The 21,261-nt window shown below is 59.4% G+C and carries 16 protein-coding genes; 2 read left to right on the forward strand and 14 right to left on the reverse strand.

Annotated elements, in window-relative coordinates:
- Nucleotides 1-27: 27 nt before the first annotated feature.
- The 5 genes from J2129_RS08700 to ppsA form a co-directional block, all read right to left on the reverse strand.
- Nucleotides 28-420, reverse strand: coding sequence for a hypothetical protein (locus J2129_RS08700; protein WP_209630485.1), 393 nt, complete (start codon nucleotides 418-420; stop codon nucleotides 28-30).
- Nucleotides 421-840: 420 nt separating this feature from the next.
- Nucleotides 841-1,812, reverse strand: a complete 972-nt coding sequence (gene dph2, locus J2129_RS08705) for a diphthamide biosynthesis enzyme Dph2 (protein WP_209630486.1) — start codon at nucleotides 1,810-1,812, stop codon at nucleotides 841-843.
- On the reverse strand, nucleotides 1,781-2,332 hold the full coding sequence (hpt, locus tag J2129_RS08710; RefSeq protein WP_209630487.1) for a hypoxanthine/guanine phosphoribosyltransferase: 552 nt from the start codon (nucleotides 2,330-2,332) through the stop codon (nucleotides 1,781-1,783). Before hpt ends, dph2 begins: the two co-directional genes overlap by 32 nt.
- Nucleotides 2,325-3,422, reverse strand: coding sequence for a tyrosine decarboxylase MfnA (gene mfnA / locus J2129_RS08715; RefSeq protein ID WP_209630488.1), 1,098 nt, complete (start codon nucleotides 3,420-3,422; stop codon nucleotides 2,325-2,327). Before mfnA ends, hpt begins: the two co-directional genes overlap by 8 nt.
- Nucleotides 3,400-5,715 carry a phosphoenolpyruvate synthase gene (gene ppsA / locus J2129_RS08720; RefSeq protein WP_281069800.1) on the reverse strand — a complete coding sequence of 772 codons (2,316 nt, stop codon included), beginning with the start codon at nucleotides 5,713-5,715 and terminating at the stop codon, nucleotides 3,400-3,402. Before ppsA ends, mfnA begins: the two co-directional genes overlap by 23 nt.
- A 1,198-nt stretch (nucleotides 5,716-6,913) precedes the next feature.
- Between ppsA and J2129_RS08725 the strand changes: the two genes are divergently transcribed.
- Both J2129_RS08725 and J2129_RS08730 read left to right on the forward strand, forming a co-directional pair.
- Nucleotides 6,914-7,681: an MBL fold metallo-hydrolase gene (locus J2129_RS08725; RefSeq protein WP_209630489.1), complete on the forward strand. Its 768-nt coding sequence runs from the start codon at nucleotides 6,914-6,916 to the stop codon at nucleotides 7,679-7,681.
- Between the two features lie 2 nt (nucleotides 7,682-7,683).
- Nucleotides 7,684-9,324: an ATP-dependent DNA ligase gene (locus J2129_RS08730; RefSeq protein WP_209630490.1), complete on the forward strand. Its 1,641-nt coding sequence runs from the start codon at nucleotides 7,684-7,686 to the stop codon at nucleotides 9,322-9,324.
- On the opposite strand, the gene J2129_RS08735 is transcribed toward J2129_RS08730, so the two are convergent.
- The 9 genes from J2129_RS08735 to J2129_RS08775 form a co-directional block, all read right to left on the reverse strand.
- A complete protein-coding gene (locus J2129_RS08735; RefSeq protein ID WP_209630491.1) occupies nucleotides 9,311-10,114 on the reverse strand; it encodes a hypothetical protein in 804 nt (267 codons plus the stop codon). The genes J2129_RS08730 and J2129_RS08735 overlap by 14 nt on opposite strands.
- An 88-nt stretch (nucleotides 10,115-10,202) precedes the next feature.
- A complete protein-coding gene (locus J2129_RS08740) occupies nucleotides 10,203-11,348 on the reverse strand; it encodes a hypothetical protein (RefSeq protein WP_209630492.1) in 1,146 nt (381 codons plus the stop codon).
- A complete protein-coding gene (locus J2129_RS08745; protein ID WP_209630493.1) occupies nucleotides 11,348-12,397 on the reverse strand; it encodes a DUF2117 domain-containing protein in 1,050 nt (349 codons plus the stop codon). Before J2129_RS08745 ends, J2129_RS08740 begins: the two co-directional genes overlap by 1 nt.
- A gap of 721 nt (nucleotides 12,398-13,118) precedes the next feature.
- Nucleotides 13,119-14,948, reverse strand: coding sequence for a YgiQ family radical SAM protein (locus J2129_RS08750; RefSeq protein ID WP_209630494.1), 1,830 nt, complete (start codon nucleotides 14,946-14,948; stop codon nucleotides 13,119-13,121).
- A gap of 36 nt (nucleotides 14,949-14,984) precedes the next feature.
- Nucleotides 14,985-15,488: a hypothetical protein gene (locus J2129_RS08755; protein WP_209630495.1), complete on the reverse strand. Its 504-nt coding sequence runs from the start codon at nucleotides 15,486-15,488 to the stop codon at nucleotides 14,985-14,987.
- A 166-nt stretch (nucleotides 15,489-15,654) separates the two neighbouring features.
- Nucleotides 15,655-16,272, reverse strand: coding sequence for an energy-coupling factor transporter transmembrane component T (locus J2129_RS08760; protein ID WP_209630496.1), 618 nt, complete (start codon nucleotides 16,270-16,272; stop codon nucleotides 15,655-15,657).
- On the reverse strand, nucleotides 16,221-17,639 hold the full coding sequence (locus J2129_RS08765; protein ID WP_209630497.1) for an ABC transporter ATP-binding protein: 1,419 nt from the start codon (nucleotides 17,637-17,639) through the stop codon (nucleotides 16,221-16,223). The genes J2129_RS08760 and J2129_RS08765 overlap by 52 nt, the downstream gene beginning before the upstream one ends.
- Complete coding sequence (locus J2129_RS08770) at nucleotides 17,636-18,163, reverse strand: hypothetical protein (RefSeq protein ID WP_209630498.1); 528 nt, start codon at nucleotides 18,161-18,163, stop codon at nucleotides 17,636-17,638. Before J2129_RS08770 ends, J2129_RS08765 begins: the two co-directional genes overlap by 4 nt.
- Before the next feature lie 841 nt (nucleotides 18,164-19,004).
- Entirely contained in the window at nucleotides 19,005-21,233 is a 2,229-nt protein-coding gene (locus tag J2129_RS08775; protein WP_209630499.1) for a NosD domain-containing protein, read from the reverse strand.
- Nucleotides 21,234-21,261: the final 28 nt, after the last annotated feature.

Genomic DNA, 21,261 nt, shown 5'->3' on the forward strand with positions numbered 1-21,261 from the left:
ATGCCGGAGAGAGACCCGCCGCCACACTCACCCTCGCACGACCGAGACGGAGAGATACGCGCCTTCGTACTCAAGGACCGCCGGGGCGGTCATGCGAAGGAGGGCCTGGTCCTCAAGGCGGGTGAGGACATGGGCGCTCCATCCGTCCATGACGCTCTCATCCTGCCACATGGTCCACGAGGTGGGGAAAGGAGAAGGACGCCTGACCTTCTTCTTCTCCACGAGGAGGGCATACAATGCCGGATGGGCATGCACGTCCTCCTCAGAGAGGCGGAACACCGGCCCGCCGGTCACTGATCCGGCCGGGGAGGCGAGGTAATACCCGCCATAGAGAGGATACAGAAGAAAAGTGATGACTATGATGAGGACCAGGACGGCCAGACCGAGGAGGCGGAGGGCGCGCCTGCCATGAGGCCACATAACTCCTGCCTCCACCGGAGAGATGATGAACCTTCCTGAGGGAGGGGAGGGGAGGGGCGGCATCGCCTTTTTTGGGGGATTCCCCCAGACCCACAGGATGACGATGGAGCCGGGAAAACACAATCAATGACTAAAGAGGATCGTGGCTCCATGCCCATCTTCATACTGGGGATCCAAGGGCGACCACGAGCGCCCCCCCGCAAGATCGAGAAATGGGCTCTGTAAAATCAAGCATGAACCATGGGCTCACGCATCCTTCCGAGCAAGGCACCACACAGGAACATCATCACGCCTTCCCACATCTTCGCACCGAGGGCGCAGCGCCCCCGCACGCCCGAGAGGAAGACAGCAATGAAAAGGCAGAATGGACGACCATGGCGAGGGGGATGCCGTTCCCCAATCGGCGCCCCACCTATGAGGTCACACGATCTCGTCGACCTCATAGTCCTCCCAGGCCCGCACCCCTACCAGGACCTCGAACTCCTGCGGAGTGAGGAGAGGGACCGGGAAGCGGACCTGGTCGTCATAGGCCAGGCGCGGGCAGGCGGTGTTCACGTAGGCCCCGCACCCGAAGTTGACCATCTCGGCCGCCGAGACCTCGCGCATCGTGATCACCACCGCCTTCTCTGAGAGCGCGGCCAGGCGGGCCGCAAGGGCAGGACGCGCCTGCCCGCTCTTGGTGGAGAGGAGGATCCCGATGCACTCGGCCGAACGCGCCTTCTCGATGAGGGCGAAGCGCCGACGGAGCAGACGGTCGGCGTCTCCGGAAACCTCGCGCACCTCGCCAGAATAGGGGTCGAGGGCGACGACCCGCCTGCCGGTGGCAAGGGCGACCCCGATGGCATGGAAGACCCCGGTCCCCACATAGAGGATCTCAGGGGCCGAGAGGGTGCGGGCATTCGCATAACTGCACCCGAGCACCTGGCCGGGAAGAGGCGTCCGCCCACTGCCAGGCCCGACCTCGGCCTGCACCCCGTGCGCGGCCAGGACCTCCGCGACTCTGGGGAGGAGATGGGCGTGCTGGACTGTGGTGACCAGGCCCACCTCTGTGCCGTGAAGAAGGGGAAGCGCCGCGGCCACGGCCTCAACGTCGAAGTCGAAGGGGAGGTATTCGTACACCACCCCCTCCCGCTCCTCGACCGGGGCATGCCCGACATGGACCAGGAGGTCGGCCCCGGTGAGGGCGACGGTGTCAAGGGCCAGGTCGCAGGCCCCATAACACGGGTCGCCGGCGACGGCCGCGACCTTGATCCCCTCCGCTTCGAGCGCCCTGACAAGGGACGGCGCCTGCCGCTTCAGCCCGTCAGGGAGCTGGAGGACGACCCGACGGCCCCCTGCAGCGCGCACCCGTGCCGCCAGGTCAGCGGCAGGTATCGATGACCCTGACTCCATCGGCATCCACATCGATCGTGACAAGGGGGGTGTACGCCCGTCCGAGGTCGGGCGTACCGCGCTGGATCACCACGCAGACATCGGCGATCTCGGCCCCCGCGTTTTCAAGGGCGGAAAGGACCGCCTTCAGCGTCCCGCCGGTCGAGATCACGTCGTCGATCACGACCACGCGGTCCCCCTTCTCGATCCCGTTCAGGTAGAGCTGGCCGTGCGAGTAGCCGGTCGACTGGTGGACGGCGATCTCGCCGGGCAGGGAATACGAACGCTTACGCAGGATGTTCAGCGGGATGTCGGTCATCAACGAGAGCGCAGTCCCGATATGGATCCCCATCGCCTCGGCGGTGACGATCTTGTCCACCCCCTGGAGGTCGGTCACCGTGACCATCGCACATGCCACGTCCCGCAGGAGGGCGGGATCGAGGAGCGGCACCCCGTCGGTGATTGGGTGGATAAAGTAGTTGTATTCTCCCCGCGGCACAATTGGTGCGGCTTCCAGTGATTCTATCAGATGTTCAAGCATCCATCTCACCAATATCCTGTAAAAACTCCTCGATGACGTCCCTGGTCACATGGGGCATCATGACCGTGCGCATATGGCCACGCCTGGTCCGTGAGACCCGCCACCCGGGCGGGACCGTGCCGGCCTCGAAGGTCGCCACGTTCAGATCAGGAGTGACCGCACGCCGGTACCCGAAGGTCTCCATCCCCTCGATGAGCCGGCGAGTATTCTTCATGCATCCCTCGACGACCGCCTTCATCCCACTCATCCCGAGATACTCGAGGACTGCAAAGGCGCCGACGACCGCACCGCCAGACCTCGTGCCGGCCAGGGTGCACTCCTGCTTCACCGTCAGATATGGGGTCTCCACATTGAGGAGCCCGAACCACGAGGGCTCGCGGGCCAGCAACCCCCCGCACGGGATGGTACTCATCCCCATCTTGTGCGGGTCCACCGCAATGGACGAGACACCAGGGAGCGTGAAGTCAAAGGGGATCTTATGGTCCAGGAACGGGATCACCAGGCCACCGAAGGCGGCGTCCACATGGAGGGGGACGCCGGCGTCATGGGCGATCTCAGAGACCGCCTTCACCGGGTCGACGACGCCGTACTCGGTCGTCCCGGCGACGGCGACGACACAACAGGTGTTCTCGTCCATCTGATCCTGGAGGGCGTCGACATCCATCCTGAAGGTCTCGTCAGACGGGACCGTCCGCATCTCAAGCGAGAGGATGTCGCAGGCCTTTTCAAAGGAGAAATGCGCCGACTCGGGGACCACCACATTCGGACGCCTCGAACCCTTCATCTTTGCAAAGATCCGCAGCGCCTGGAGGTTGGACTCGGTCCCCCCTGAGGTGGCATACCCCCCGGCCTTCGGGTGATGAAAAAGCGTGCCCAGTCGTTCGACAAGGAGTTCCTCGATCGAAGTGGTCCCAGGGAAGAGCCCGGGGTCTCCGAGGTTGGCCTCGATGAACATCTGGTGTGCCCGCACCGCAACCGGGTGGGGGATCGTGCACATCGAACTCAACACATGATGATAGTTCGAATCCTCGTCTTTCTTCAAAGAGAGGAAAGAAAAAAGTTCCTCTTCAGATATTCCATTCACTTGCATTCTTTGCTCTCACTGCGTCAAGGATCAGCCGCTTCTCTGTCTTTGCCGCCGTTCCCCTGATCTTGGGGACGGCATCGATGTTTGCTGATACACTGGTGATCCCGTTCTCAATCAGCCACTCGACCATCTTCGGGTCTGAGCCGGCCTGCCCGCAGATCGAGCACTCCACATGATAGTCCCGGCAGACGGCGATGGCGTCGTGGATCAGTTTGAGCACCGCCGGGTGCTTGGGCCAGTACATGGGAGAGACCAGTTCGTTGTTCCGGTCGATGGCGATGGTGTACTGGATGAGATCGTTGGTCCCAAAGGAGGCGAACGAGACGCCCGCCTTGCAGAAGTCCTCGATGAGAATGGCGCATGCCGGGATCTCGATCATGATCCCGAGGTCGACCTCGTCCACATTCACGCCCCATCCTGCGATGAGCTCTTTTGCCCTGACAAACTGGTCTGGGTGAGAGACGAGCGGGAACATCAGCCCGAGGTTGTCATAGCCCTCGTCCCAGAGCCGCTTGAAGGCGTCGACCTGCATCTTGAACTGGGCCTCGCTCTGGAGGTCGCGGCGGATCCCGCGCCAGCCAAGCATCGGGTTGTGCTCATCAGGCTCGTCCTCGCCGCCGAGCATATTCCTGAACTCGTCGGTGGGGGCGTCAAGGGTCCTGACCCAGACAGGCTTGCCCGGGAAGGCGTCGAGGACGGTCTTGATCCCGGTATAGAGTTCGGAAATGAACTCCTCTTCCTTGCCGTTCTTGATGAACCAGCCAGGAGTCTTGTTCATGCCGAGGATCAGGTGCTCGATGCGCAGGAGACCCACGCCGTCCGCACCGGTGGCCGCAGCCCTGACCGCAGCCTCGGGGAGGGAGACGTTGACCTTGACGCTCGTGGCGGTGATGACCGGGGCCGGGGCGGCGACGGTGGCACCGGCCACCTGGGCCGCAGGAGCGGCCTGGGCAGGTGCAGACACTGCCGCCGCACCTTCAAAGACCAGGCCCTTCTCACCGTCGATGGTGACCATCTGCCCGTCTTTCAACGTCTTTGTGGCGGTCTTCGTCCCGACGACCGCCGGCGTGCCGAGTTCTCTTGACACGATCGCGGCGTGGCAGGTCATCCCGCCCTCGTCGGTGATAATGCCCGAGACCTTCCGCATTGCAGGGACCATGTCCGGGTTTGTCATTCTTGCAACAAGGATGTCGCCGTCCTTGACCTTGCCGAGGTCCTTGACGTCGTGGACGATGATCACCGGGCCGCCCGCCACGCCCGGCGAGGCGCCATTGCCTTCGAGTATGACAGCACCCTGCGGACCGGTCTGCGCGCTGGGAGCCGCATGGGTGTTGTTCACGCCGATGGTGGTGATCGGCCTGGACTGGAGGATATAGATCGTGTCGCCGACCATTCCCCATTCAAGGTCCTGGGGGACGCCATAATGTTCTTCTGAGATCCGGCCGAATTCAGCAAGCCGCGTGACCTCGGTGTCAGAGAGGACAGGTTCGTCCTGGCGGTCCTTCGGGATCTCCACCAGTTCGGTGCCTTTCTCCCCGACCGGGACGATCATATACTCTTTATTCGAGATCAACCGGTCGACGACCCGCTTGAGGCGGCGGTCAAAGACATACTTGTCAGGCGAGACGCTGCCCGAGACGACCGCTTCTCCAAGGCCCCAGGAACCCTCGATGATGGTGAGAGGTTCGCCACTCACAGGGTGCGATGAGAACATCACGCCTGATTTCTCAGAGCGGATGAGTTGCTGGACCACCACGGCGATGTTGACGGTCCGGTCGTCGAAGCCCTGCTTTGCACGGTAATAGACGGCACGGGCCCCATACAGGGATGCCCAGCACATCTGGACGGCCTCGATCACGTCGGCATCGCCCTTGATATTCAGGTAGGTCTCCTGCTGCCCGGCAAAACTGGCGTCAGGGAGGTCTTCGGCCGTGGCACTGGAACGGACGGCGACCACCAGTTCTCCGTCGCCCATCGATCCATAGGCGGCGAGAACCTCCTCTTTGATCCCTTCAGGCATCTTCGCGCCAAGGACAAGGTCCCTGACACTCCTCGAGACCTCTTCGAGGGCGTCGTTGTTGTCAACGTCAAGGTCTGAGAGAAGAGTAAAGATCGAGTCTTCAAGTCCGGTCTCCACGAGGAATTTTCTGAAGGCCTGGGCAGTTACCACGAATGCTTTCGGGACAGGCAGCCCTACCGAAGTCATTTCACCGAGGGAGGCCCCTTTTCCCCCTACGGATGGGATATCATCCTTTGAAATCTCTTCGAGCCACAAAACGTTGGGCATTTCGGTCATTATCGCACCACCTATATGGTAGTCGTAACGAATATTATAGATTCTCCCTGTACGGCTCTATCCTTTTTTGAGATAAATATATACCGGGCAAAAGGCGGATCAAAACTTCTCCCAGGTGTCATGCCGCCTTTTGACGATCATGCACCTGAACCCTGACAGACCACACCGAGCAGAAGCACATCTTTCCCCTCTCTGTTACGCACCCATCCATCAGTCACCTTCCCCCACCACTGCGCCGGGAAGGCAGAAGAGACGAGCATGGCCTGACGAACGCAATTTTCGGATCTGGAGAATTGGGCATGAACCCTGGGCTCAAGCATATACGATGAAAATGATCGAGGGCCTCCAGGGCGTTTGGATCCATGTTCGCCCTTCAGAGCAGGACAACACAGGGATATACCACTTCATTGCCAACCCCAGGCGAGAGATGCTGGTGAAGGTTCTGCGATTGAGAACGGCATGTTCTGATCATCATGCCTTCCCACACCATACGCGCCGGGGGGCTCTGCCCCCGGACGGACCCCTGGGAGGAAGAGAGGGCAGGGAAGGCACAATCAATGACCATGAAGAGCGCACTGCCATCCCCCGCCTATCGTGTTGCGGGGGGTTCGGGGGGCGGCACGCTCCCCGCCAGAGAGATTCATCAAGAGGATTTCTACAGAGCCCATCATACAAACCACCCGGGTTGAACGTCAGGATCATTTTCATGGTAAACCCTCCCCTGTTGTCGAAAGAATGCGTGTCACCTGCCTTCCCACCTCTTCGGCCGGGGGCACTGCCCCCGGACCCCCGGGACGAAGATAGGGACAGGAAGGCAGAATCGACGACCATGAGGGAGGTGGTGCCGTCCTCGACCTATCGTGGTGGGGCGGGGGGTTCGGGGGGCGGCACGCACCTCCGCCAGAGAGGTTCATCAAGAGGATTTCTACAGAGCCCAATTTTCATCCCTATGCATGTGCCATGGGTTCATGCCAGATCCTACAGGACCGATCTTTTTGCATCCCCCTGTCTGTACCCATCCATGGCCCTCATCCTTCACAGAGGCGAGGCCCCCTCCTTCACCCTATTTTCTGAAGAGCGCTCCCCTCCCTTGCAGGGAGAATGGGAAGGCGACAGATCCATGATCTGAGACCAGACTTCACGAGAAGACGAGGGTATTTACAAAGTCCTAATATGGCGCAACACCCAGTACACAGCAATGAAGGTCACCATCCTTGCAAGTGGGAGCAAGGGAAATGCGATCTATATCGAAGGAGAAGAAGGGTCCCTTCTCGTCGACGCCGGGCTCTCCGCCCGGGAGATCAGGAAGCGGATCGGGGAGGCCGGCGGGGACGAGCGCGACCTGCAGGGGATCCTGGTCACCCATGAGCACACCGATCATATCAGGGGGGCCGATGTCCTTGGCAGGAAGTTCGAGGTCCCGGTGGTCGGGACCGGAGGGACACTGGAGACATTTCTGCGCACCAGAAAGTCTACCAAACCAGTGACGACCAGGAGGGTTTCGGCCGGAGACCGCTTCTCGATCTCAGGGTTTTCGGTCCTCCCGTTTTCCACGGCTCACGACGCCGCCGAACCCTGCGGCTACTGCCTGGAGACCGACGGCGTCCGCCTGGGGTGCTGCCTGGACACCGGGATCATCACCCCGCGGATCGAACGGGCGCTCTCAGGGTGCGACGCCGTCGTCCTTGAGAGCAACCACTGCCCAAGGATGCTTGAAGAAGGGCCATATCCCGCATTTCTCAAGGCAAGGATCAGATCCAAACTCGGACACCTCTCCAACAATGCCGCTGCCACCTGCCTCCACGACATCGGGGACGACCTCTCGACGGTGATGCTTGCACACCTCTCAGAGGTGAATAACACTCCAAAAAAGGCGGAAGAGACCGCACAAGAGGCATTTTATGACGGGGTCGAGCACCTGGTCGTCGGCGACCAGCACGTGGTCTCGGAAAGCGTGAGGATCTGAGTATGAAGTTTGCAGCATTTTCGCAGGTCTGCGAGCAACTCGAAGGGATGAGCGGCAGACTCGAGATGATCGACCTCATCGCCTCCATCCTCCCTTCCCTCTCAGACGAAGAACTCCCCGTCTTTGTCAGGTTCGTGATGGGACGGGTCTTCCCTGACTGGAGTCCTCAGAAACTCGGCATCGGCCCAAACCTCCTGTACGAAGCGATCGGGTATGTCGCCGGGAGAAAGAAGGCCGAGGTCGTCACCGAGGTCAACAGGACCGGGGACGTCGGGGGCGCCGTCGAGCACCTCCTTGCCACCAAGTCCCAGACCTCGTTCTTCGTCGAACCCCTTACCCTCTGCGGAGTCTATGCCGACTTCACCAGGATCGCCACGACCGACGGGAACCGCTCGCAGCGCGAGAAACTCAGGGTCATCAAGGGACTTCTCGGCAATGCAGGTCCTCTTGAAGGACGCTATCTCTCCCGTCTCCTCCTTGAGGAACTGCGGATCGGGGTCGGAGAGGGGAATGTGCGGGACGCGATCGCCGGGGCCTCAGGCGTCAACCCCGCCCTTGTCGCCCATGCCCACCAGGCCCTCAACGACCTGGGCGAAGTCGCCCTCCTCGCGCGCACCGGCGAGGCCTCCCTGCGGGATGTGCATATCGCACCCTTCAGACCGGTGAAGATGATGCTTGCCCAGCAGGGGACCATCTCCGGGATGGTCGAAGAACACGGCAGCGTCGCAGTGGAGTACAAGTACGACGGCACCAGGTTCCAGTTTCACAAGGTCGGCGAGGAGTGCAGGATGTACTCGCGCAGACTTGAGGAGGTCACCGGGGCGGTCCCTGACGTGATCGAGATACTCTGCAAGGCGACGGCCCACGACGTGATCCTGGACGGCGAGGTGATCGCGGTCAAAGACGGGCGGCCCCGCCCCTTCCAGTTCGTGCTCAGGCGGTTCAGGCGCAAGCACGAGGTCGAGGCGGCGATGGAGAAGATAGAACTTGTCCCGAATGTCTTTGACATCCTGTACCTCGACGGCGAGACTCTCATCGACCGGCCTTTCTCTGAACGGCGGGCGGTGCTGGAGACGGTGCTCTCAGAGTATGTCGCTCCGCAGTGGGTGAGCGACGAGACCAAGAACCTTGAGTCGATCTACCAGGAGGCCCTGGACGCAGGGCACGAGGGCGTGATGGTCAAGACGCGCGGGGCCGGCTACACCCCGGGCGTGCGCGGCAAGAACTGGATCAAGGTCAAACCCGCCGTCGACACCATCGACCTCGCGGTGGTCGGGGCAGAGTGGGGAGAAGGACGGCGCGCCCACCTCTTCGGTTCATTCCTTCTTGCCTGCCAGGACGAGGGCGGCGACCTTTTCCCGATCGGGAAAGTGGCGACCGGGCTGTCAGACAACGACCTCGCCTTCATCTACCAGCACCTCAAGGACCTTGTCGTTGCAGAAAAGGGCAAAGAGATCGTCCTCGAACCGAAGGTCGTCTTCGAGGTCGGGTATGCCGAGGTCCAGAAGAGCCCGAATTATGAGAGCGGGTATGCCCTGCGGTTCCCGCGGTTTGTGAGGATGCGGGATGACAAGAGCGTGGACGAGGTCGAGACGGTGGACAGGGTGGCCGCTCGCTACGAGCAGCAACTCAAGTCCTTATGACCCGGTAGATCTCCCGGTTCTCGTCCCCTTCCACATAGGCGTAATATTCTGAGCCGAGGCCTTTCATGTCACTGAAAGAGACCTCCCCATTGAAATCAGTATATTTGGTCCTGATATTGAGACCGTTCCGGTGCCTGAGCACGACCTTTACATCTGCCGCAGGCTCTTCTGTCCTCCTGACATCGATCTTATAGGAGAGGACAGGGTTCTGGGGTTCATTGCTTTTTTTCACAATCTCCTGCGCACTCGTACCGCTCCTGGTCGGGGTCGCGACCTCTGCAAAGATCTCTTCGCCGCCATAGCGTACGATGAACGTCACCCCGAGGAGGAAGACGAGTACCCCCGCCGCCCCGAGGAGGAGAAGGGCGATGGTCGTTGAGGGGATGACCACGCCGGTTGCCGCCGGGATGGTGTCGGTGATGATGTAGGCAAGGACGTTCCAGGTCCAGGCAAAGAGCGCGACGTCGGCATAATGGCCGAGGACCACGAGAGCCGCGGAGATGATACAGATACTGCCGGCAGCGACCGAGAGAATGCCAAGAGATACCCCTATGACACGTGCAATAGTCGACTGTCCTTTGATCCTCTTGCCTCGCCGCAAGATGTAGATACAGACGACTGCAAGAATGGCGATATAGAAGACACCGCCGATCAGAAGGGTGACCATGTCCTGGTTCGTAGATTCAGCGGCTTTTGCAGCCATATTTGTTGCTGCGACCGAGGAAACGAGGTACGCAAAGAGGAGGAGGGCAGAAACAACGCAGGGTATTTTCCTCAGAGGAAATGGCATGATTTCTCCGGGGATCCGTACATTGCGCATGCCCTGATATGTGTGCTCAAAAATAGATATACTTGTCCATTCTTATCGACGCGAAAAGCTAAAATTCAAATAGAGTTCTCTGAGATAGGGCCTCATCAAGGAGTTTGCTCCTCTCACGCCAGTGCGTGTACCCGAGGGTGGTGTCCATCTGCGCGGCGGCGTCCTGCAGGCTGGCGCACTTCACCGGGGTACCCTGCATGGCCGCCCGCGTCGCCTCCCTGATCACCCACGAGCCGAGAGGAGCCCAGTAGTCGCTATTGACATGCCTGACCACGATGGCGCGGGCCGAACGCTGTTTTTTCACCAGGTACTCGGCCACGGCCAGGCGGGCCGCATAGTAGGCCCCCCCGATCGGGGAATACCGCCCCTGTTTCCTGCCCTCATGGTCAGAGAGGATGGTCTCCTCCTCTCCGGCCCAGAGAGAGCGGCGCCCCCAGACCTCGATCATCTCAAACTTCCAGTCGCCAGGTATCAGGATGACGGCCATCGTATTGCCGTACAGGGTTGCCGCAAAGAACTCCGCCTCCCGTACGGGGGCGAAGCGGAAGATCGCTTTCTTCATGCCTTTGCTGACGGTGTCGTCCACCGCAGTGATCGCCCATTTGGTCGGGACGACCCGACGCCGCTTGCCCAGGAGCCCGGCACTCATCAACTGGGCGATCTGATAGACGTCCACACCCTCGGCCCCGAGGTGTTCGCAGGCCTCGGTCGCAGGGAGATCGTCGTCCGAGGTGATCCGGTCGACGACGCGGCTGACCCTGGCATTGTCGATGACGTCGAGGTGCCTGATACTTCCTGAGAGCCCGACCGGGGTGATGGTCCCGTCAAAGTTGAGGTCGAACCTGACCGGGCGCTCGAAAGCGGCTTCGACATCGAGAGGACTGGAAGAGAGGGCGATCTCCTGGATCTGTCCGGTCACCGCCACGGTGGGTGCCGAGCCCCTGATGGTCCTGGCCCTGATCCCGACGATCTCCTCGATGGAGAGGCCCTGCGCCACCCAGACCGGGGGGGCGTCGGGGTCGACGGTCATGAGCGGCCCGGACGAGACCGCGGGATAGCCATAACTCCCGACAAAGACCGATGGGGCCGTGCCCATATAACTGGTGCCGCACCCGGCGGTGGAGACCTGGGCATGGAACCTGCTCATGATCGGGCACCTCGGGAGCCCGCAGAACAGTCGGCCCTTGCACTCAGCGCAGCGCATCAGCACTCACTCCTCAGGTCGAGGGCCACCTCGGTCCGGTCTTCCACGGCCACGATCGCCTCTGAGACCCAGGTTTGCCAGGTGACCTGGTAGGGGGGGATCGTCTCTGCCAGTTCGAGCCCGAGGTCGTCGTCACGGCCTTCGGTCACCCTGAGGACCACCGAACCTGCCGGGAAGGTCTCACCGATCACGCCGTCGAGGTCGCCGTCGGTGATGCCGAGCACCGGGATGCCCAGGTGGAGGGCGATGTGCCCGACGACCGCGGTGGTGTCGTCCCCGATGGTGAGGACGCCGCAGGTCTCAGGGGTGATCAGGTCGTAGAAGTGGTGCCCGCAGTGGTCGATGAGCGCAACCCGCCCGTCTTCTGGACAACGATTCCCGTCCGCCGTGGCGGTCGCCTGCCCCCTCCGGATCGTGCCGCTCTTACACCAGGCGTCGGCCAGGGATAGGGGGGCGTGCCGGTGCAGTTTCTCAAGTCCGTGGGGTTTGGGGGAAAGCCCGGCCACCGGTACGACCCGGCCGTCATGCTCTTCCAGGACTACCATCTCAGACGTCGCCTCGCCGATGACGGTCCCGTTCACGCAGACCGGTTCGCCAGGGAGGCATCCCTGCACGGCCCTTCTCGTCCCGCCCTCTGATCTGCGTGCGGTCACACGCTCGACCTTATACCCAAAGACCGCAGACAGCCGTCTGGCAAGGTCGACGTCTCCATCGTTCCAGAGGTACACCCTCTCCGCGGCACACTCCACATGGACCAAACCGCCGCACCGGATCCTGCCTGCGATGATCTCCCCGAAGGCCCGGCCTGAGATGGGGGTCTTGCCGTGGTTGAGGAGGAAGACCTGACCTCCGGCATCGTTGAGCACCATGCTTGGCGGGACACTGCAGCACTCGACAGGCAACCCCGACTCTTCGGCGGCGGTCCGGCCCATCACTCCGGCCACGAGGGTCCTGACCTGACCCATGGCTGAGAGGAGGGTCCTGACATCTCCGCAGTCGAAGGGCTCAGGGCCGTGGACGACCATGGTCAGCGGAACTCTCGGACTCATCTGATTACATTCTTGCCCTCTCTCCTCAAAAAGGCACGGGCATGGACAGTGGTCCAGGGGACCTGAGGGGCGGGGGGCATAGGGCGTGTCCCCACAGATCTGCACCAGGACAGGACCGAAGACGGCACTATGCTCATTTGGACCACATTCTCCGGATCTTCCCCCCGATCCTCTGGCGAGATCAGGGGGTGCCCCCCTGGCGCAAGGCTACGATGAAAATCTTATGATGAGGGCATCGTCCGTCTCCACCGAATCCGGGGTGACGATGGGGGCAGGACACCTCAGTGATGATCGTGAAGAGTGGGTCTGTGTCTTCGTCTCTCTCTCCTGCGGGGCGCGAACACCAGGAGCACGAGAATATTTTCGGGTTTGTAGAACCCCCTGGATGGATATCTCTGGCGGAGGGCTCGCCGCGACGCGATTAGTCGAGGGCGGCACTCGTCCGCGGTGTGAGGGTACGGGAAGACACACCGGTCAGAATGCCCGACCTCAATCGCAGAACATTCATCGGCATCTCGCGCCGGGGGCGGTGCATTGAACACGGCCTCCACCGATTCCCCTGTCTTGAAAAAGAGCGACCAAGCAACAGAAAATTTTCATCAGATGTGTGTGAGGGGTGCCCTCGCGTCACACCTGATCCAACAGAGCCATTCCCAGAAAGGAGTGCTCCGATTGGGAGGGGTGTTCACGTCCCAGGGCGTCTCGATCCACGCGTGATTCATCACCGCCGCCGACTGTCTCGCGGTTTTCTCTCGGCCCGTCCTCTCCCACGCTGGGGCCTGACCAGGCATGCCCACCCGGTCCCGATGAGGTCCTGCCTGCCGACGGCCCTGAGCCCTTCCTCCACCAGCCTCCGATTTCTGTGATCTTTGTACTGGAGAAGAGCCCGCTGGACCTGTTTCTCCCGGCCCTTCGGCACATGGACCTGCTCCCTGGTCAGAGGATCGATCCCGGTGGCGTACATGCAGGTGGACCTGGTCATCGGGGTGGGGGTGAAGTCCTGGACCTGCTCGGTGTACAGGTGGCGGTCTCTGATATATTCGGCAAGTTCGACGGCGTCCTTGAGCGTGGCGTCCGGGTGGCCAGACATGAAGTACGGGAGGATGTACTGCTTTTTTCCGGCGGCCTTGCTTGCCCCTGCGAAGCGCTCCCTGAACCGGTCAAAGACCTCACGCCCCGGTTTGTTCATCCGGTCGGTGACCTTCCTGGCAATGTGCTCGGGGGCGACCTTGAGGTGGCCTGAGACATGGTGGGCGGCGAGTTCCTGGATATACTCGTCGTCGGCAAGGGCGAGGTCGAACCTGACTCCTGAAGAGATGTGGACATGCCGCACCCCCTGGATCCCACGCAGGCGCCTGAGGAGTTCGACCTGCGCCGCATGGGAGGTCTGCAGGTTCGGGCAGTCCGGACTGCACCGCCGGTCAGGGCAGGTGCCGTGGGTCTCCCACCGCGGGCAGGTGAGCCCGTACATGTTTGCCGTCGGGCCGCCGACGTCCTGGATCACTCCCTTGAACCCTGGCATCAAGACGAGGCGTTCGGCCTCCGCGAGGACCGAAGCCTGGCTCCTGCTCTGCACGATCCGCCCCTGGTGATGGGTGAGGGCGCAGAAGGAGCAGGAGCCAAAGCAGCCGCGATGGGTGGTGATCGAGAACCTGACCGGTTCGAGGGCAGGGATAGGTTTCGTGTAGGAGGGGTGGGCGGCGCGGGCATAGGGGAGGGCGTAGACCTGGTCGAGTTCGGGAGTGGAGAGAGGGCGGGCCGGGGGGTACTGGACGACCACGGTTTTCGGGTGGGGCTGGACGATAGTCCGGCCGCGAACCGGGTCCTGTTCCCTGGCATGGAGGGCGAAGGCCCTGGCATAGGCCTCGGGATCATTTTTCACCTCTGGAAATCCGGGGATGACAACGACGTCCTCTCCAGGCCCAGCCTCCCGCCACTCGGCCACCGTGACCGTCGCGGCGGTCCCCCTGATCCCATGGAGATCCTCCCCGGCGGCGTACCGCGCCGCAGCCTCGACCACCTGCCGCTCTCCCATCCCATAGACCAGAAGATCTGAAGGGGCGTCGGCCAGGACCGACTGACGGATCCTGTCTGACCAGTAGTCATAGTGGGCGAAGCGCCTGAGACTGGCCTCGATCCCGCCGAGAAGGATCGGGGAGTCTGGAAAGAGGGACCTGACCATGTTCGCATAGACGACCAGCGCCCGGTCAGGCCGGCGCGGCACCCCGCCGGGCGAGTAGGCATCCGTGCTCCGCCTCTTCTTGTTCGGGGTGAAGGCGTTGACCATCGAGTCGACGTTCCCAGAAGAGATCCCGAAGAAGAGGCGCGGGCGGCCCAGGCTGAGAAAGTCGTCTGGGCGCGTCCAGTCAGGCTGGGCGATGACCCCGACGGTATAGCCTGCGTCCCAGAGCACCCTCCCGATGATCGCGGTCCCGAAGGAGGGATGGTCGACATAGGCGTCACCGGTGATGAGAATGACATCGAACTCGTCGATGCCGAGGATCTCTGCCTCCCTCATCGTCATCGGGAGGAAGGGGGGTTGTGGGGTCATGGGAGCATATCAGTCGCCAATCTGGATATAGATGTGTTATGAAGCACGGGCGTAGAAGACCATCCCGGCCGGGGTGTCCCGTCCCAGCGAGTCCTCGACCTTGTTGAGGATTAGCACCTTATCGGCCTCTGTTTCGACGTCAAGAAGGTAAAAGGACACCCGTGGCCCGCTCCGGCCGGGATCGCGTTTCCAGGTGATGTTCTCGGTTTCTGAGAAGTCCGACGGCGCAGGATGGTCGGTGACAAACCTGCCGGTCCCGTCGCTCCTGAGAAGGAGTTCTTCGGTATGGGTCCGGTTGGAGATCCAACGCCCGACCACAGGATCCACCTCTGAGACGGTGATGGTCGTCTCAGGCACTGGCGTGGCGGCAGTGGTCCTGAATGTCTGGACCGGTGTCGGTGTGGGAGTCTCGACCTGGCTCGCCGGCGTGAGGGTGCCCCCCTCCTCTTCACCAAGCGCTCCTCCGAAGGCCAGGAGAAATACCACGATGAAGACGGCGGCCGAGAGTACAATGATCGCAAAAGCGGTTTCTCCTTTCATAATGAGAGATCATCTGCACCCCATTTATATCATCCTGTTGAATGTAGCCGAAAACCTGGCAGATCGTCAATTAAATAGTATTTTTACGTTTTTTTATATCCTATTTTCTCTTTTTCATGCAGAAAAATAGGTGGAGATTTCTGATTATAGACACAAACTCTCTCACTCAGAGGCGTTCTCGCAACCTGCGCAGGTCGATCGTCATCCCGATCACCTCTGCCTGCGCAAGGGCGTTCGTGATGAGGGGGACGAGGACTGGGACGGCACCGCGGACTCTCCCTCTGAACCCCCCGCCAGGCGAGAACCCTCGCGCCGCCTGGGCCTCATAGATCTTCTTCCCCTCATTCTGGAGGTGCGGGATGAACCGCAGGGCGACCAGCGTCATCAGGGCATAGTCTGCCGGGAACCCGATCCTCCTGAGAGCGCGGACAAGGGCAGTCGGCATCGTCGTGGAGACCAGGACCTGGAAGGCAAAGACCATGGCACAGAAACGGAGCGCCAGCGCAAGCCCGAAGAGGAGACCGGTCTCAGGGATGGTGAGCCAGGTGACGGCGACCAGGAACCCACCAAGGAAGACGAAGAGGGGGACCTGTCCGAGGAACACCCTCCCCAGGCCCGCACAGACCCCGAGCGCGGCGATGGCAAGCACCATCCCGCCGAGGACCAGAGGGTCACGGGTGAGGACCGCAAGAACGACGACCGCCGCCACCCCGGTGATCTTCGCGAGCGGGTTCATGCGGTGGAAGATGCTCGTGCCGCTCCTGTACTGAAAGATCTCGTGCATGTTTCCTCATCTCCTGACATCTGATCGCCGGCGATCTCTCCGTCCTCCATCCTGAGAACCCGATCAGCATAGCGCCCGGCAAGTCCGCGGTCGTGGGTGACCATGACCACCGCCTTCCCCTCCCTGCTCAGATCGCACAGCAGGTCCATGACCTGCCCGGCCTCGTCAGGGGCAAGCCCGGTGGTCGGTTCGTCGAGGACGATCACCGCCGGGTCCATGGCAAGGACGCAGGCGATGGCAAGGCGCTGCCGCTCCCCTCTACTCAGGTGGCGGGGGTAGAGAGATTTTTTTTCGAGAAGCCCGACGGCGGAGAGGGCGGCGTCGACCGCAGCGGAAGGGCCAGGCGCCCCGATGTTGTGTACCCCAAAGAGCACCTCGTCTTCCACGGTCTCGGCAAAGAGCATGGTGTCAGGGTTCTGAAACACGAGCCCCACCTGCCTCGCAAGAGCCGGGACCGGATAGCGGCGGGTGTCCATGCCGCAGACCTCGACGCCTCCCTGTTGAGGACCGAGCAGGCCGTTGAGGTGCCTGATGAGGGTGGTCTTCCCTGACCCGTTCTCGCCGGTGATGGCCACACATTCGCCGGCCCGCACCTGGAGGTCGACGCCGCGGAGGGCAAACCCTCCCTCATAGGCATGGACCAGTCCGCGGACCCTGACCACCGTCTTGCCTCGCCGCCTCTCCTGTACAGGGGTCGCCACCGGCCCTGGTGCCTCGACCAGCAGGTCGGTGACCTTTCCCCCTGCAAGCCTGACGACCCGATCGGCGACGGCAGCGAAGGGGCCGGGAGTGTTCTCCACGATGAGAACCGCCTTCCCTTTCTCCTTCAGGCCCACGAGGATCTCAGCGACCATGCCGGCATGGCCGGGGTCGAGTTCGGCCGCCGGTTCGTCAAGGATGAAGACTGGCTGGTCACCGGCGATCACGGTGCCAAGGACGGTCCGCTGTTTCTCCCCGCCCGAGAGGGTGTGCGGGGCGCGGTCTCTCAGGTGGCAGAGCCCCATCATCTCAAGGACCTCTTCGGTCCTCTTCTCATCGGCGGTGGCTGTCCTGATCTCCTCCTCGACGGTCGAGAAGATGAGCTGGGCGTCGGCGTCGTCGAAGGCGATCCCGGTGACTCCGGCGATCTCGGTCATGCCCCCGTACTCCTCAATCCCCCGACCGCCAAGTCTCACCGACCCCTCGAGGGTGCCGCCGTACTCATGGGCGAGCACCCCGCCGGCCGCCCTGCAGAGGGTGGTCTTGCCCGCACCGGTCGGGCCGGTGACGAGCACGATCTCGCCTGTCCTCACCGAGAGGTCGATCCCTCTCAGGGCCGGAGTCTCTGCACCTGGATAGGTGTAGGTGAGGCCCGAGATCTGGATCATCGCTCCCTCCCCCGGTTCAGGGCCCGTGATGCCGGGACAGAGAGGGCCTGGGCGATCACGGCGTTCACGGCCGCGGTGATGACGACGATCGGGACCGTGGTCATGGCGAAGACTCCGATGGAGGCGTACTTGGTGAGGATCACCGGGGCGATGCCGAGGATGGCGATGAGGACGAAGGTCGTCCCTGAGGCGAGGGTCGCGACGAGGGTGGCGGCTCCAGGCGCGATGCCGGTCCGCCCCTTCAGCACCATATAGGCAAGGAGACAGACGGCCGCACCCACCGGTTCTGAGACCAGGTTTGCGGGCGGGAAGACCGAGTGGCTGATGAGGGCGCAGAGGATCCCGGCGACGACCCCGATGCCCACGGCTTCGCCGAAGGTGGGGACGATGAGGATGACCGCAAGGCAGTAGAAGGCGATGACCAGGTTCGAGACAATCGGGCCCGGGACCGCCAGGGAGATATAGCGCACGATGGCGCCGGTGGCAAGCAGGATGCCTGCAATGGCAATGTCGCGTGATTTCATGATATCGGTGTTCTATAGATGGTGGTCTGAAGGCGGTGCTGGCGTGAAAAGAGCAGGGGTCACCAGCACCAGGAGATGATGAGATAAGGGGTAGATGGCCGCAAGGCGTACGTAGGTGTCGTTCGATGTTCAGGTGTGTTCATCGCAGTACAAACATGATCGTCATCCTATATAACATCTGCGATGGCACAAGGGGAGGTCTCAAAAAAAGGCGATATCTATTGGTCGGGGGACCGGGCGTGGATCCGGAGATCCCAGGGCATTGATCTATCTTCTCTTTCTCTTTTTTTCGACGTAATCGTACGGGTCGAACTCGTCGTCAAAGTCTCCGTAGTCGGAACGTCTGTTCCTGGCGTCCAAATCCAGGTTCTTCATCTGTTTCCTGATCGTCTTATCCCACGACCTGGACATAATTTCTGATGATATTCCCGGATTTATAAATCTAATCCCTGGACCTCATGGCGTTTATATCCTGGTCGAAGGGCAGTGTACCCAGTGATTAGATCGCGGATCAGAGAGATGCATGGAGAGGGAGGGATTGGAGTGGTAGGATAGTGGGCTCCAGAGAGGGTGGATCGATGATGCCGCGGCATCTTTTTCCATGGGGTTTCACCCTTAAATTATCCACTGTGAGGAGAGGATCCTCTGAAGATCGACAGCCTTTCTCAAGATCCCTCCGATCACATCTCAAAGACAATGATAATATGAGAATGATTGTGCTTCTATTCTCATGCTTGGGGAAACTGCAGCGATATGGAGAACAATGGTAGTTGTTTCATGCTCACACGAGGGCTATGAGTGCTACCAAATAATATCTTGAAAAAGTAGAGGTTTTTTTCTGTTATTCTATCACACCGTTGCGCCACAGACCCCTCAGAGGATATGGATCCTGACTGGTTTCACTTATCACGTATGGTGTGTCTCCAATTCCATCTCTATCACCATCGGTGCCGGTATAATCATCCCAGTAATTTCCAAGAGAGGCACAGTAGGTATTCCCATTGAATATATATTCCATCGGTTCTGGAGATTTAAGACTGCTCTCGTCCCTCACGGAAGCCTGGAGATCATTGTTTATAATATTGTTGAGGAAAATATAATTTTCACATGGTGAACTGGAAATTAAAAGACCACGTTTATTTGAATAAATGGTATTTGTGGTGATCGTGGTGTGAGCAGATCCCCCCAACTGGATTCCATTTATTGAACCAGCAACTATGCTGTCCTTTAAGATTGTCCCGTCTGAGTTCCACAGAGCAATTCCTGCCATCATATTCGAACAAACACCAATATTTGATATTTTTGTATTATTTGCCTCCTGTACTAAAATCCCAACCCGATTATTATTCTCATATCCCTCTTTTCCAATGTTACAGTTGTTTATTATAGAATTGTCAGCACCAAACAGTTGGATGCCATAGTTATTTGCTAAGATAGTATTTTCTATGATCTCACAGCATTTCACCTTGCCGAGGTAAATTCCTGCGTTATTTTCTGCACCCCCAATCGTAAATCCACGAATAGTTACTCCGTTGCTGGTTACATTCACGACAGGGTTAGAGGGGTCTGAGGAACCAATGAAAACCGTTGAACCGCTCTGAGAAGCAATGGTTATGGGTTTATCAACTGTAAGATCTTCCTCGAATACTCCATCATGAACAAAGACTGTATCACCGGCGCCCGAGGCATCGATAGCATCCTGAATGGAAATAAAATCTCCCCCGTCATATTGATCAACGTACCATGACTTTTGCTCAATGTAGCCGTCGTGCCATTCACCCATCAAGGGGTACGCATCTATGACAGATCCAGAAATTACGTATGGAATGTCGCCGATTCCATCGTCTTCAATATCGGTGCCAGTATAATCATCCCAGTAATTGCCGAGGCAAGAACTGTACATATTGGGATTTTTAATATATTCCTGTGGTTCAAGGGTGTTTGTATAATCGATTGAAATAACCTGCTCGTCGACGTTGAAGATGTGTTTTAAATTATTTCTGAAATTGTTTAAATATAAACATTTAATTCCATATTCATAGGTAGGCCCAATCATCAAGCCACAATTATTGGATGAAATCGTGTTGTTTACAATAATTGCCTCGCACGATCCCTCAAAATGTATGCCCAATGAATTTGAGGTAATATTATTGTCTTCTATAGTGATTCCTCGCACACCAAACACACAGATGCCATTGTTATTATCCGAGACTATGCTATTTCTTATCACACAGTTCTCAACGTCTTCAGCATAAATCCCACACCAACACGCTGGTATTGGTTCCGTGTCGCTGTTTGTACTACGAACCTGGAGGCCCTGGATCGTCACATCGTCTGCTGTTACCTTAATGCTTGGTCTATAGGTCGGGGACATAGTAGATCCTGAAGATTTTTCAGTCTCCATCGTAATCACAGTTGGTTCAATAGGATCTACAATTGTTGAATCCGGCCCATTTTCTGAGGTGATTGTTACGCTCTTGTTCACCCTCACAGACTCAGAGTAGGTCCCGTCCCTGACGATGATTGTATCACCATCGCGTGCAGCATTCACTGCCGCCTGTATGCTGGTGAAATCAGCTCCCCCCGAATCGTCGACATAGATATACGGAGTATAATCACCGATACTGATAGTAGCCGGATACCACCCTTGTGACAGTCGATATGCCGAAGTCCTCTGCATATTGATTGTCCTGTTGTCTATCGAGAGTCTCAGAGATCCAATTGATGAAGGCACTGAAGAAGTGTCCCATGTAATGTTAACTCCTTTTTCATCAGGAACAGCGATCGAGAGATCCCATGTTAACTCCTGGCTTTTGACCTTTTTTGAGTACAGATCATCAAGATGCATTATCGTTTTGCCAATGAGTGGAGCTTTGGTGTATGTATCGTTCATCCCCGTCCTATTATCGACGCCGCTTTCAGAATATCCAAAATATATTGGTTCCAACTGGTTTTCGGCTGTAATTTCAACAGTCCATGCTGCAGAGGCTGCTGCGGGCAGCATTGCCATGCAGAGTATCAATGTGAGACATATCTCACGATTAAAGAATTCAAGGTTTTTTCTTTTCACTTTATCGCTCCATCTGCAGTTTTGTTTA

The sequence above is a fragment of the Methanofollis sp. W23 genome (assembly GCF_017875325.1).
Taxonomy (GTDB): domain Archaea; phylum Halobacteriota; class Methanomicrobia; order Methanomicrobiales; family Methanofollaceae; genus Methanofollis.

What these genes read in the sequence shown, in the direction of transcription:
- J2129_RS08700 (WP_209630485.1), bottom strand. Translation starts at nt 420, where the DNA reads ATGTGGCCTCATGGCAGGCGCGCCCTCCGCCTCCTCGGTCTGGCCGTC.
- dph2 (WP_209630486.1), bottom strand. Translation starts at nt 1,812, where the DNA reads ATGGAGTCAGGGTCATCGATACCTGCCGCTGACCTGGCGGCACGGGTG.
- hpt (WP_209630487.1), bottom strand. Translation starts at nt 2,332, where the DNA reads ATGCTTGAACATCTGATAGAATCACTGGAAGCCGCACCAATTGTGCCG.
- mfnA (WP_209630488.1), bottom strand. Translation starts at nt 3,422, where the DNA reads ATGCAAGTGAATGGAATATCTGAAGAGGAACTTTTTTCTTTCCTCTCT.
- ppsA (WP_281069800.1), bottom strand. Translation starts at nt 5,715, where the DNA reads ATGACCGAAATGCCCAACGTTTTGTGGCTCGAAGAGATTTCAAAGGAT.
- J2129_RS08725 (WP_209630489.1), top strand. Translation starts at nt 6,914, where the DNA reads ATGAAGGTCACCATCCTTGCAAGTGGGAGCAAGGGAAATGCGATCTAT.
- J2129_RS08730 (WP_209630490.1), top strand. Translation starts at nt 7,684, where the DNA reads ATGAAGTTTGCAGCATTTTCGCAGGTCTGCGAGCAACTCGAAGGGATG.
- J2129_RS08735 (WP_209630491.1), bottom strand. Translation starts at nt 10,114, where the DNA reads ATGCCATTTCCTCTGAGGAAAATACCCTGCGTTGTTTCTGCCCTCCTC.
- J2129_RS08740 (WP_209630492.1), bottom strand. Translation starts at nt 11,348, where the DNA reads ATGCGCTGCGCTGAGTGCAAGGGCCGACTGTTCTGCGGGCTCCCGAGG.
- J2129_RS08745 (WP_209630493.1), bottom strand. Translation starts at nt 12,397, where the DNA reads ATGAGTCCGAGAGTTCCGCTGACCATGGTCGTCCACGGCCCTGAGCCC.
- J2129_RS08750 (WP_209630494.1), bottom strand. Translation starts at nt 14,948, where the DNA reads ATGACCCCACAACCCCCCTTCCTCCCGATGACGATGAGGGAGGCAGAG.
- J2129_RS08755 (WP_209630495.1), bottom strand. Translation starts at nt 15,488, where the DNA reads ATGAAAGGAGAAACCGCTTTTGCGATCATTGTACTCTCGGCCGCCGTC.
- J2129_RS08760 (WP_209630496.1), bottom strand. Translation starts at nt 16,272, where the DNA reads ATGCACGAGATCTTTCAGTACAGGAGCGGCACGAGCATCTTCCACCGC.
- J2129_RS08765 (WP_209630497.1), bottom strand. Translation starts at nt 17,639, where the DNA reads ATGATCCAGATCTCGGGCCTCACCTACACCTATCCAGGTGCAGAGACT.
- J2129_RS08770 (WP_209630498.1), bottom strand. Translation starts at nt 18,163, where the DNA reads ATGAAATCACGCGACATTGCCATTGCAGGCATCCTGCTTGCCACCGGC.